Origin of the sequence: Rhizobium sp. CG5, assembly GCF_023701945.1 — a bacterium.
Taxonomy (GTDB): Bacteria; Pseudomonadota; Alphaproteobacteria; order Rhizobiales; family Rhizobiaceae; genus Allorhizobium.
Genome location: NZ_JABAEF010000008.1, coordinates 256,828 through 268,659 on the forward strand (window position 1 = coordinate 256,828; position 11,832 = coordinate 268,659).

An 11,832-nucleotide genomic window follows, 5' to 3' on the forward strand; every position below is an offset into this window, starting at 1 on the left:
CCGCCCTATCGCTGAAGAGGAGAAGCGGCAAGACGTCTGCCGCATTGACGTCCCGCTTAGCGGAGGCCGGGCAACTGTTCAAGACGCAGGGATCCAAAGTGATTTTTTCGTCGCCGCATCGCGAGGCATCAGGGGGCGGATTAGCCATTTTCGCCGCAAAGGCACTATTGCCAAGTCTTGATGACAGAAACCTAGAGATCGCTCATGTTCGCACCTTTCATAAATTTTTAACCAAAAGATCCCAAGTATTGCGCCATATTGGGTCACTTTTCATTAAAATCCTAACAATTTCGTAAAGTCGAATTTAGCATCTCCGCTTTACTTTCATCTGCGAATATTGATGTTTCACAGCGGATTGATAGCTATGCCAGAGAATATAAGCCAGACTAAACACAAATCTATCGTTCCGTTGCTTCAGGAACGGACGGGCAATTTTGGCATCATGACAGCCATACTTTTGCCTGTGCTTCTCACCGCCGCCGGCGGCGCTGTCGACATGAGCCGTGCCTTCAACGAGAAAGCGCATCTGCAGATGCTGATCGATGCGGCGGTTCTGGCCGCGGCGCAAGAAACCGACCCGCAGAAACAGTTCGAGGTCGCCAAACAGTTCGTTGCATCGGCGGTCCCTGAGGACACAGAGTTCACGGATATACTGGGTATTGACACGCAATCCGACGGCAGCATCAAGGCCACGTTCGACGGCTCGATCGATACGCCGTTCCTCGGCCTGATCGGCATCGACACATACGACATCACGGTGACGGCGACGGCGATCGGTGGCGAAGACGAGCCGGTGGCGGCGGCCTGTCTCTACGTGCTCGGCAGCAAGGGTCAGGACGTGCTGATCAATTCCGGTGCCAATGTCTATTCCAAGGACTGCAGCGCGCAGGTTCACTCGACGGCCAATCCGGCCCTGATCATGAATTCCGGTTCGAAGATCGAGTTGGCCAAGGTCTGCTTGAAGGGCACCAAGTACATCAAGAACGGCGGCACGTTGTCAAACCTGGTCACCAATTGTGCCGCTGAGGCCGATCCCTATGCCGGCACGCTGCCGGAACCCAGCGTTCCAAGCCAGTGCACCACCAGCGGATGGAAGGACGGCCAGAAGATTTCCCTGAAGCCCGGCCTGCATTGCGAGACCGGCTTCAACGGCAGCCCGACCATCACCTTCGAGCCCGGCCTTCACATCATCAAGGGCCGGATGATCATCAACAGCAATGCCACCGTGATCGCCGAAGGCGTCACGTTCTATTTCCCGGACGTTTATAGCGAAATCCGCATCAATGGCGGTGTGAAGTTTACCGGGACGGGGCCGACCAGCGGCACCTACAAGGGCATCCTGATGTTCGAAAACACCTCGGACAGTTCGAATGCCGCCAACAAGCAACAGTATATCTTCAACGGCTCGCTGGGCGAGGTGCTGGAAGGCATCATCCATCTGCCCAACCGCGACGTGACCTACAATTCCACCACAAACCAGATCAGCCGTATCTCGCTGGTGGTGAACACGATGATCATGAACTCGGCAAACTGGCTGATCGAGCCCTATACCGGCAAAAGCAGCAGCACGGGGACGTCGACCGCGGTTCGACTGGTCAACTGACGTCCCGCTCAGAGCCGGGCAACGGCTCGAGATGTCGGGGGCCGGACATTCTTGGGTCCGTCCGCCGACAGATCCCGCCATTCTATCCGATGATCGATTGCGCGTAGGCCTGCATCAGCATGGGAAAATCCTCCTTGGGCGCAAACATTGCGTAGCTGTGAACGGCCGATGTCTGGGCCCATTCGAGCTTCTCACGGGTGCCGGTCTCGATAAAGGGCGCCAATTCGGCGACGTTATCGAGCATCGACGAGCGTATATTGACCAAGGGCCCCATCATCTCGGCGCGGGTAAACATCCAGCTCAGGCAATGGGGGCAGAAGTGATGGCGCATCTCACCGTGCATGCCGCCGATAACAGGCTCAAGCCCGCTGATGTCGACCACATCGAGCGGATAGAGGGCACTGAGCGAAAAGGCGCTGGATGTCATTTTCTGGCAGCCGCTGCAATGGCAGGCCATGGTGATCAGCGGTTTGCCGCGGACCTTTAGCTGCACCTGGCCGCACCGGCATGCACCGTTGTGGGTCGCTTCAGTCTCGGACATCCTAGTCTCCTCGTTTCAGGATGTTGGCCCAGCGGATTGCCGGGCTTGTTTCGCGTCACGGACATGATCGCGGCGTTGCACGAATGCCGAAGCGCGCGGCCGCGGATCATGAAGATACTGGTCGGGTCCCAACATTTTCCGCGCGTTCAGCGCCGCTGTGTCCAACAGGTCGACATCCACGGGTTCGATCCTGCTATGCCATCCCGGATTATGGGCTGACCAGCCTTTGTCATGGTGGGCAAGCAGCCGATCGCGCCGGCTATAACCGTGAAAATCAAAGGCGACGAAACCGTCCGTGGCAAACACATGGGCGCCGGCAAAACCATCATCCGGAACGATGCGCTCGGCAAAAAAGCCGGGCAGCGGCCTATGCTGCAGGTAAAAGCCGGCCAGGATATGGCAGGCACCGAAGCCGAAAAGATGCGGTCCGGCAGAGCCCACCGCCGCACCGGATCCTTCTTGATTCCCTGCTTTCGACGATACATGCGATCAGGGTAAAGCCTGATCGGGCAGCCACAATTGCAGAGCCCGGCAGTTCAACCCGCCACCTTGTTTTTCTTCTTGCCGGCATTGCGCAGCACATGGGTGAAGCCGGAATTGTAGAGATCGCTGTCGCGGAACTCGACATGGCCGAACACCTTGCCGACCATGATCAGCGCGGTGCGGGTGATCTTGGCCTTGCGCACATCCTCGGCCATGTCCTTCAGGGTCGAGCGGATCAGCAATTCGTCCGGCCAAGTCGAGCGATAGGCGATCACCACCGGGCAATCCTCGCCATAGAACGGTGTCAGCGTATCGCGGATATGGGTGAGGTTGCGGATCGACAGATGGATCGCCAGCGTCGCCCGGGATTTGCCGAGGATCTCCAGGGTCTCGAATTCCGGCATCGACGATGCCTTCATCTCGGTTCGGGTGATGATCACCGTCTGGGCGATTTCCGGCAGGGTCAGCTCGGTCTTGAGGCGTGCGGCGGTTGCGGCAAAGGCCGGCACGCCAGGCACCACGTCATAGGGAATATCGAGCGCTTCGAGCCGCCGCATCTGTTCGGCGATGGCGCCGTAGATCGACGGATCGCCGGAATGGACGCGCGCCACATCCTCGCCACGGGCATGGGCGGCGACAATCTCGGCGATGATCTCGTCGAGATGCATGGGGGCCGTGTCCTTGACGACGGCCCCATCCGGGGCGCATTTCACCGTCTCCTCCGGCACCAGCGAGCCCGCATAGAGGCAGACCGGGCAGCGCTCGATCAGCCGGAGGCCGCGTACCGTGATCAGGTCCGGCGCGCCCGGTCCGGCGCCGATGAAATAGACGGTCATGCTTGTTCTTCCTTATCCAATTTCAGTTCGCTCCGTTGCCCTCATCCCCAGCGCAACGCGTTGCCCCTCATCCCCCTACCGGGACCTTCTCCCCGTTTTGACGGGGCGAAGGCAGATGGAGCCGAGGCCGTGCCACAAGTCCCTTCGCCCCGCTTGCGGGGAGAAGGTCCCGGCAGGGGGATGAGGGGCAGCCGACACCCAGCACACGACCCCTTAACCCGCCTTCATGCCGCTCTCGGCCTTGCCCGAATAGCCGCGCGGCGTGTAGACCCAGGTCTTGCCGTCGCCGGTGGTGACCGTGCGGCTTTCCGAGGAACCGACCACCACCACGGTCAGCATGTCGACATCATCGACATTCAAGCTGCCGAGCGGCACGGTGCGGACATGTTCGCCGGGCCGGCCGAGATTGGTGGCGAGAATGACCGGGGTGTCGGCCGGGCGGTATTCCAGCAATTTGTCGCGGGCAAAGGCCAGTTGCGTGCGGCGCTTCATGGAGACGGGATTATAAAAGGCGATGACAAAGTCGCCCTCGCCGGCCGCCCTGACGCGCTTCTGGATATGCTCCCAAGGGGTCAAGAGATCCGACAGAGAGATGGTGCAGAAGTCGTGGCCGAGCGGCGCGCCGATCCGCGCGGCGGCGGCCTGCAAGGCGGAAATGCCGGGCGAGACCTGGACCTCGATGCGCGAGGCGGCATCGGAAATGCCGCCCTTGTCGAACAGCTCGAAGACCAGCGTCGCCATGGCATAGATGCCGGCATCGCCCGAGCAGACCAGCGCCACCGTCCTGCCCTCACCGGCCAGTTCCATGGCATGCACGACGCGCGCCTCTTCCTTGCCGAGGTCGAAATCATGGCGCGCCTTGCCTTCAACCAGGGGGCCCATGAGATCGAGATAGAGCGAATAGCCGACCAGGTCGGTGGAGGCTAAGACCATGGCCGAGACCTCCGGCGAGCGCCATTGCTCGCCCCCCGGCCCGATGCCGACCACGAACAGCGTGCCCCTCGCCCGGCCCACCGCCTGCGGGTCGACAACCTCAGCTGACCGGGCAATCGCCGCGGTGACGCCCTTCGACTTGATCTTGGCGAAGACCAGCTCGCTGTCCGGACCGGCTGCGGCCAGCGCCGCCCCTTCGGCAACGCCGTGGCAGCCGACCTCGGCAAACACCACATCCGACGGATTCTTCAGGCGCGGCGCTTCTTGTTCCAGCCTTGCGGCGGAGAAGAACCGGACCGGCACGCCGAAATGGCTGGCCACTGCATGGATGGCCGTCTCGTCGGCCTTGAGGTCGATGGAGGCGACGACGGCAAGGCTCTGGCGCGCCAGACCGCTGTCGGTCAGGGCCTGCTCGGCCAGCGTAATCGCTTCCTCGATCGAAGCATGGCGCTCACAACCCATGCCGAGAACGAGCGTTTTCGGGTGATAGACGAGTTCCAGCTCGCCTGCGGTCTTCTGTTGGTCGGTGACGGTCAGCGTTACTTTGGCCTCAGGTTGGAATGGCAGTCTCGATTGGGTGAGCCAGGCGGCGATGCCCCCTCCCCCCGCCGGGGGGGAGGGGGTGGGGGTGGGGGGCAGATCTCGCTCGTCGTGCAACGGCCCCTCATCCGCCCTTCGGGCACCTTCTCCCCGCAAGCGGGGAGAAGGACCGTTGAGCGTCACGCCAGCCCCCGCCACCAGTTCGGCCATCACCGCCTTGGCCGTGTCCGGATTGGCCAGCACATAGCCCTCCGGCGGCTGGTCGAGCGCCACGCCGAATTTCAGGTCGCCGGCGGTGGTGATGGCGGCATGGCCATCGATCGCGGCAGAAATGGTCCGCGCCAGATCGTTCGCGCCGTGATGGCCGCCGAGCAGCGGCACGACGGAGGATCCGTCTTCGGCGACGCAGATTACCGGCGGTTCGGACTGCTTGTCGGCCAGAACAGGCGCCAGAAGGCGGATGACGGCGCCCGACGCCATGACAGCGACGACAGGCCGGCCGGCGGCAAACAGCGCCTGCAGATGCGCCTTCACATCGTCGAACAGCACGTCGGCATCCGCCAGCCGCGCCTTCGCGCCATGGATCTCGCCGCCGATCGCCTTGGCAATCCGGCTCCCAAGCACGGCGGCAGACGGCGACAGAAGGATAACGGCCGGTTTCACAATCACAGTCATGAGGCACTTCCATTGCGGGCGCCGCTGGCAGGACCGGATGCCCAGCCCTCGCTGCCCTTGTAGATCAGGATCATCGAAAAATAAGGGGCGCTGGACTCTTTCACATCGGCCAGCGGCATGATGCGCTGTTCGGGCAGGCTGACGCGTTCGACATAACCGGCGGCACTGGTCAGCCCCATGGTGTCGATCAGCGCGCGGATCCGGGCGAAATGCCGGCCGACCTTGATGATCGCCACGGCGCCGGCCGCGTCGATGCGGGCGCTGATATCGGCGTCGTCGAGCGGCCCCGGCACCACGCTCAGCACATCGTTGCGGGCCGCCAGCGGCCGGCCAAGGGCTGCGGCTGCGGCCATCATCGACGAGACGCCGGGCACGATTTCCGTCTCATAGCGCCCGGCCAGCCGCTCGAACAGATACATGAAGGAACCGTAGAAGAAGGGATCGCCCTCACAGAGCACGGCGACGTCCGAGCCGGCATCGAGATGGCGCGACAGGGTCAGTGCTGCGGCATCATAGATATCCTGGGCTGGGAAGCGCTCGACGCGCATCGGCACGACGATCGGCACTTCTATCTGATTGCCGGACAGATAGGAGCTGGCGATCTGCCGGGCAAAGCTCGGGCCGGTATCGGGTGCCGGATAGGCAATCACCGGCGCCTGCGTCAGGATACGATGGGCCTTCAGGGTCAGCAGTTCCGGATCGCCGGGGCCAAGGCCGAGGCCATAGAGCTTGCCACTCATGTCACTCCGCCCCCTTCGTCACCGACCAGGTGGTCACCGGCATCAGCGATTTCCAGCCGCAAAAACGCCCGACCGGGGCGGCTCTCGCCACCGATATCCGGGTCAGGTCGCCGCCATATTGGCCGCGCAATTCGGCCAGCCGCGCCTCGCCCTCGATGGTGACTGCATTGGCGACTAGCCAGCCGCCGCTGCGCAGCGCTGCCCAGCAGGTCTCGAACAGGCCCTCATGGGTAATGCCACCGCCGATGAAGATCACGTCGGGTACGTCCAAGTCCGCAAGCGCCGCGGGAGCCTCGCCCTCCACCACCTTCAGATCCGGCGTGCCGAGGGTGGCGGCGTTGAAACGGATCATCGCGACCCGCTCCGGCTTCGGCTCGATGGCGACGGCCTTTGTTCCCATGCCGCAGCGCAGCCATTCGATGGCAATCGAGCCGCATCCGGCGCCGACATCCCAGAGCAGCGCATTGGGAAACGGGGTCAAGAGCGCAAGGGTCGCGGCGCGCACTTCGCGTTTGGTCAATTGCCCGTCATGGCGAAAGGCATCATCCGGCAGGCCCGGCACCGGCGACAGCAGCGCGCCGTCATAGGCGCAGTCGATGGCCAGCGTGTTGAACTCGGAAATCTCGGGCCGATGATCGACCATGCCCTGGGCGGTCATGATCACGGTGCGCTCTTCCTCGCCGCCCATATGCTCGAGCACCTGCAGGATGGAGGCGCCGAAGCCGCGCTCGACCAGCAGGTCGGCCGCCTGGTGCACGGTTTCCGCGCCTGACGTCAGCGCCAGGATGCGCGCTCCGGGCAGAATATGGCGGTTGAGGCTGGCGAGCGGCCGGCCATGCAAAGAGATCTGCGCCACGGATTGCAGCGGCCAGCCTATTCTCGCGGCGGCCAGCGAAAAGGCCGAGGGCGATGGAACGATATACATTTCCTCCAGCGCCACATAACGCCTGAGTGTCGCGCCGATGCCGAAATGCATGGGATCGCCGGTGGCCAGAACGGTGACCGGCGTGCCGCGCAGTTTCAGCACCTCGTTCAAGGTGTCGCGAAAACCGCCGCCCCAGTTGAGGATGCGCTTCAATTCCGGCAGGGCTCCGCCTTCCAGCACATGATCGAGCCGCTCGCCGATCACCACGGTCTCGGTCTGCCAGAGCAGCGCCTGGGCCTCCGGCGTCAGGCTCGACAGGCCGTTGTCGCCAATGCCGATAATGGTCAGCCAGCGGTCAGTCATTGGCGCCGAGCCCCCCGGCCAGGGCGTTGACGGCGGCCGATGCCATGGCCGAACCGCCGCGCCGGCCACGCACCGCAATGAAAGGAATGCCGAGGTCATTTTCGATCAGCGCGTCCTTGGATTCGGCAGCGCCGACGAAGCCGACCGGCAGACCAAGGATCAGCGCCGGGCGCGGTGCGCCTGCGGCGATGCGCTCCAGCAGCCGGAACAGCGCCGTCGGGGCATTGCCGATCGCCACCACCGCGCCGGAGAGATGCTCGTCCCACAGATCGACCTGCGCGGCCGAACGGGTATTGCCGATTTGCACCGCGATCGGGCGGACCCGCTCGTCGTTCAGCAGGCACAGCACCTGGTTGTCGGCCGGCAGCAGCAGGCGGATGATCCCGTGGCGGACCATTTCGACATCGCAGAGGACCGGCGCGCCCTTCGCCAGAGCCTGCGCCCCCGCCTCGAAGGCGCCGTCTGAAAAGGCGATATCGCCGGCCAGATCGGTCATGCCACAGGCATGGATCAGCCGGATAGCCAAGCTCTCCATGCCGCCCGAAAACCGCGCCAGATCCGCCTCGCGCCGGATCGTTTCGAAGGACTGGCGATAGATTTCGGCGGGGTCGCGGATGTGGTCGAGCGGGGTGGTCAACGCACACCCCCCTCTGCCCTGCCGGGCATCTCCCCCTCAAGGGGGGAGATCGGCAAGCAGCCAAATGTTCCGATTTCGGGCAATTGCATGCAGCTAAAAGTGAGGCGGTGCGGCAGATCGATCTCCCCCCTTGAGGGGGAGATGGCCGGCAGGCCAGAGGGGGGTAATCCGGTCACCAGACCCATCACGTCTTCTTCTGCATCGACTTCGGCCCCAGCGGATGGTCGGCATGGGGATACGGGGCGTGGTGATGACCATGATCGTGCGCATGGTCATGGTGATCATGGTGGTCGTGGTGGTCATGGCCATGATGGTCGTGCGCGTGACCATGATCGTGCCCATGGTGATGGCCGTGATCATGCCCGCAGCCGCAGTTCGGGCCGTGCTCGTGGGCCGCTGCCTTGCCGCTGGAGGGCGCGTTCATCACCGCTTCCAGGTCGGCATCCGGGCTGGCATTCATCAGATGGGCATATTTGCCGCCGAGCGTCGTCGACGGCGTGTAGTCGAAGGCAGGCTCCAGCGGGCGGGGTTCGGCATGGGAATGCAGCGGCGTCCAGGGCAGGCCGTGCTCGCGACAGAAATCCTCGTCGCGGCACGAGGCATCGCAATCGCCCTGGCACGGACAGTTTTCCAACCCGCCGCCGATGCCTTCGACATGGTGGTGATGGCTTTCCTGGGGCTGGCCGACATCGGCCTCGAAACCCAGCACCTGCTCGCGATATTTGCACATCTGGCAGTTCATCAGCGCCGCGCCGTCGAGGATCTCATGGACGCGATCCTGGAAAGTGTCGAGCACCAGCGGGTGGTCGTTGAGATAGCTCGCCTTGACGAACTGGATCTCAGGATAACGGGCGGCGACCTCGTCGGTATAGCTGTAGATGCGCTTGACCAGCACGCCGGTGAACAGGAAATACGGAAAGACGATGATGCGCTTGTAGCCGAGCTTGGCGGCATGGGTCAGGCCCGGCTCGACCAGCGGAAAGGTGACGCCGGAATAGCAGGTCTCGCCCCAGCCGAAACCCATGCCTTCCCACAGCATGCGCATGACCTTGGCCGCATTGGAATTGGCATCGGGATCCGACGAGCCGCGGCCGACCACCATCAGCAGCGTCTCGTGCTTGTCGACGGGCCCAAGTTCCGCATTGGCGGCATCGACCGCCTCCTGGATGCGGTCGCCGGCGGCGCGGATCATCTTTAAATCGATGCCGAGTTCGCGGCCATAGTTGATCACCATGCCGGGGTTCTGGGCCTGGTAGGTGTTGAGCACCGACGGAATGTCGTTCTTGGCATGGCCGGCGGCAAACAGCATGCCGGGAATGGCCAGCACCCGCGTCACGCCCTTGGCGCGCAGACTGTCGAGGCCGGCCGATATGACCGGATTGCAGAATTCGAGATAGCCGTATTCGACCGGCATATCGGGGTTGCGGGCCTTCAGGGCCTCCGCGATGACAGCGAATTCGCGGGCCGCATTCTGGTTGCGGCTGCCGTGGCCGCAGACCATGATTCCAAGTTTTTCAGCCATTGTTTTGATAGGCCTCCCTGCTTCGTTCCAACACTATGTACGAAGCGCCAGAACGCAATCGGTTCTGTGGCCATTGGGACAGCTCCGGATCTGGCCCCCTGACTGGGTCGGCCGCACCGGACTCATTTCCAGCCTGTCAAACAGGCGCCGTCGCACATGGCAAGAGGTTTAGCCAGTCGGCGTCATCAGGTCAAACCTGTTTGCGCCATTCTGTGGGCCATCCGCGCGCGAACCGGCGCCGCCGAGGGCACGATTTTCCCAAGACTGTTTCAGGTCGTCATGGAACTTTCGCGCGAGGACGGCATTATGAGGTGTTGTCCTGGCCTCAAGGACCATCCATCTGGAGAATTACATCATGTATCTGAGCCGTCCCACCCAGGCCGTTTTTGTCATTTCGATTGTTCTTGCCGTAGTCGCACTGCTGATATTCCTCAACATTCTGCCATTTGCCGCCATTCCATCGTTCTGGATCATGACGGCGGCCTTCGTTGTCCTGCTGCTGGGCAATCTCGTCAAAGGTCTGTGATGGTGTTGCTCCGGAGTGGCGCGCGATCTGCTCCGCGCTAGACGTCATGAGCGCTTGGAACGGGCTTTTGATGTCATCCGGTTTGTGCCATAGGGAGCGCTCAGGCGAACATGTGCCTGTCGTTTTCCTCCCGGCGGATTTTTCCCTTGCCCGACATCCTGTTCCCGACCCTGCTGCTGCTGTTCATCGCCGCCTTCTTCGCCGGCTTCGTCGATTCGATTGCCGGCGGCGGCGGGTTGATCACCATTCCGGCCATGCTGATATCAGGCATTCCGCCGCTGGAGACGCTGGGCACCAACAAGCTGCAATCGCAATTCGGTGCGGCATCGGCCACCATCGCCTATGCGCGGAGAGGCCATGTCGATCTGAAGGCGCAATTGCCGATGGCCGCCATGGCGACGCTTGGCGGAGCGCTGGGGGCAGCGCTTGCCATCCTCGTGCCCGGCGACGTGTTGCGCGCCATCATGCCCTTCCTGCTGGTCGCCATTGCACTTTATTTCGCCCTGAAGCCGAATCTCAGCGACCGCGACAGCCATCGCCGCATCACGGCCCTGCTGTTCGGCCTGACCTTCGTGCCGCTGATCGGTTTCTATGATGGCATTTTCGGTCCCGGAACGGGATCGTTCTTCATGCTGGCCTTCGTGTCGCTGGCCGGCTTCGGCATGCTGAAGGCGACGGCCCATACCAAGCTGCTCAATCTCGGCTCCAATGCCGGAGCCTTTCTGGTCTTCCTGTTCAGCGGCGTCATTCTCTGGAAGGTCGGCCTGCTGATGGGCCTCGGCCAGTTCTTGGGCGCCCAGGTCGGCTCGGGTTTCGCGATGAAGAGCGGCGCCAAGATCATCAAGCCGCTGCTGATCGTCTCGTGCCTTGCCATGGCCATCCGGCTTCTGGCCGATCCTGCCAATCCGGTGCGGGTGTGGGTCGGCGTCTGAGACGGACAACTTTGCAAGCTCTGCTGCTTGATCTATATTCGGATTGTTCTGACGACTGACCTCGGAGACGGACGATGGCAAAGACGGCCCTCAATCTCGGCCCCCATTGGGAAGATTTTATCGAAGCGCAGGTGACCAGCGGTCGCTACGCCTCGGCCGAGGAGGTGGTGCGCGATGCGTTGCAGGGGCTTGAGAAGCAAACCCAGCAACTCGACGAACTTCGTCGACTGGTCAATGAAGGTATATCCCAGGCAGACGCCGGGGAATTCGTGGACAATTTTTCGATCGAAGATTTGATCGACAGGCTTGATGCTGAAAGATGAACGGACATCATTATCGCATTACGCCCTTGGCCAATCGCGATATTGAGGAAATAGGTCGCTACACCGCAAAGCTTTGGGGACGAAAGAAGCGAAACATCTATTTGCGAGCACTCAGCGCGCGTTTCCTATGGCTATCCCACCATCCTCGTGCTGGCATGGAAAGATCGGAGTTTGCAACGCAGGTCTATAGTTATCCCGAAGGATCGCATGTGATTTTTTATCGCATGATCGCTGAAGGCGTTGAAATCCTACGCGTTCTCCACCAGCGAATGGCGCCGGAGAACAAAATTCGCTGACTCCGTCTCCCGCCCCC

At 62.3% G+C, this 11,832-nt stretch carries 13 protein-coding genes; 6 read left to right on the top strand and 7 right to left on the bottom strand.

Annotation, left to right across the window (positions count from 1 at the left end):
- Window positions 1–364: 364 nt before the first annotated feature.
- Window positions 365–1,603 (top strand): TadE/TadG family type IV pilus assembly protein, encoded by a 1,239-nt coding sequence (locus HGO38_RS15580; protein ID WP_284739427.1) that lies wholly within the window; start codon window positions 365–367, stop codon window positions 1,601–1,603.
- 82 nt (window positions 1,604–1,685) lie between these two features.
- Here HGO38_RS15580 and HGO38_RS15585 read toward each other — a convergent pair whose 3' ends face one another.
- Window positions 1,686–2,144, bottom strand: coding sequence for a GFA family protein (locus HGO38_RS15585; RefSeq protein WP_250956810.1), 459 nt, complete (start codon window positions 2,142–2,144; stop codon window positions 1,686–1,688).
- A 231-nt stretch (window positions 2,145–2,375) separates the two neighbouring features.
- Here HGO38_RS15585 and HGO38_RS15590 point away from each other — a divergent pair, with 231 nt between their 5' ends.
- Entirely contained in the window at window positions 2,376–2,642 is a 267-nt protein-coding gene (locus HGO38_RS15590) for a hypothetical protein (protein ID WP_250956811.1), read from the top strand.
- A 38-nt stretch (window positions 2,643–2,680) separates the two neighbouring features.
- On the opposite strand, the gene cobM is transcribed toward HGO38_RS15590, so the two are convergent.
- From cobM to HGO38_RS15620, 6 genes are all read right to left on the bottom strand, one after another.
- Window positions 2,681–3,463 carry a precorrin-4 C(11)-methyltransferase gene (gene cobM / locus HGO38_RS15595; protein ID WP_250956812.1) on the bottom strand — a complete coding sequence of 261 codons (783 nt, stop codon included), beginning with the start codon at window positions 3,461–3,463 and terminating at the stop codon, window positions 2,681–2,683.
- Window positions 3,464–3,676: 213 nt separating this feature from the next.
- Window positions 3,677–5,611: a precorrin-3B C(17)-methyltransferase gene (gene cobJ, locus HGO38_RS15600; RefSeq protein WP_250956813.1), complete on the bottom strand. Its 1,935-nt coding sequence runs from the start codon at window positions 5,609–5,611 to the stop codon at window positions 3,677–3,679.
- Window positions 5,608–6,351: a precorrin-2 C(20)-methyltransferase gene (gene cobI / locus HGO38_RS15605; RefSeq protein ID WP_250956814.1), complete on the bottom strand. Its 744-nt coding sequence runs from the start codon at window positions 6,349–6,351 to the stop codon at window positions 5,608–5,610. The genes cobJ and cobI overlap by 4 nt, the downstream gene beginning before the upstream one ends.
- A 1-nt stretch (window position 6,352) precedes the next feature.
- Window positions 6,353–7,579, bottom strand: coding sequence for a precorrin-6y C5,15-methyltransferase (decarboxylating) subunit CbiE (gene cbiE, locus HGO38_RS15610; RefSeq protein WP_250956815.1), 1,227 nt, complete (start codon window positions 7,577–7,579; stop codon window positions 6,353–6,355).
- Window positions 7,572–8,216 carry a precorrin-8X methylmutase gene (locus HGO38_RS15615; protein ID WP_250956816.1) on the bottom strand — a complete coding sequence of 215 codons (645 nt, stop codon included), beginning with the start codon at window positions 8,214–8,216 and terminating at the stop codon, window positions 7,572–7,574. Before HGO38_RS15615 ends, cbiE begins: the two co-directional genes overlap by 8 nt.
- A gap of 184 nt (window positions 8,217–8,400) precedes the next feature.
- Complete coding sequence (locus HGO38_RS15620; RefSeq protein ID WP_250956817.1) at window positions 8,401–9,738, bottom strand: sirohydrochlorin chelatase; 1,338 nt, start codon at window positions 9,736–9,738, stop codon at window positions 8,401–8,403.
- 355 nt (window positions 9,739–10,093) lie between these two features.
- Here HGO38_RS15620 and HGO38_RS15625 point away from each other — a divergent pair, with 355 nt between their 5' ends.
- The 4 genes from HGO38_RS15625 (at window position 10,094) to HGO38_RS15640 (ending at window position 11,815) form a co-directional block, all read left to right on the top strand.
- Window positions 10,094–10,264 carry a hypothetical protein gene (locus tag HGO38_RS15625; protein WP_250956818.1) on the top strand — a complete coding sequence of 57 codons (171 nt, stop codon included), beginning with the start codon at window positions 10,094–10,096 and terminating at the stop codon, window positions 10,262–10,264.
- Window positions 10,265–10,374: 110 nt separating this feature from the next.
- Entirely contained in the window at window positions 10,375–11,196 is an 822-nt protein-coding gene (locus HGO38_RS15630; protein ID WP_502941576.1) for a TSUP family transporter, read from the top strand.
- Window positions 11,197–11,270: 74 nt separating this feature from the next.
- Window positions 11,271–11,519 (top strand): type II toxin-antitoxin system ParD family antitoxin, encoded by a 249-nt coding sequence (locus tag HGO38_RS15635; RefSeq protein ID WP_250956820.1) that lies wholly within the window; start codon window positions 11,271–11,273, stop codon window positions 11,517–11,519.
- The gene (locus HGO38_RS15640) at window positions 11,516–11,815 is read left to right on the top strand and encodes a type II toxin-antitoxin system RelE/ParE family toxin (protein WP_250956821.1); all 300 of its coding nucleotides are present in this window, start codon (window positions 11,516–11,518) and stop codon (window positions 11,813–11,815) included. The genes HGO38_RS15635 and HGO38_RS15640 overlap by 4 nt, the downstream gene beginning before the upstream one ends.
- Window positions 11,816–11,832: the final 17 nt, after the last annotated feature.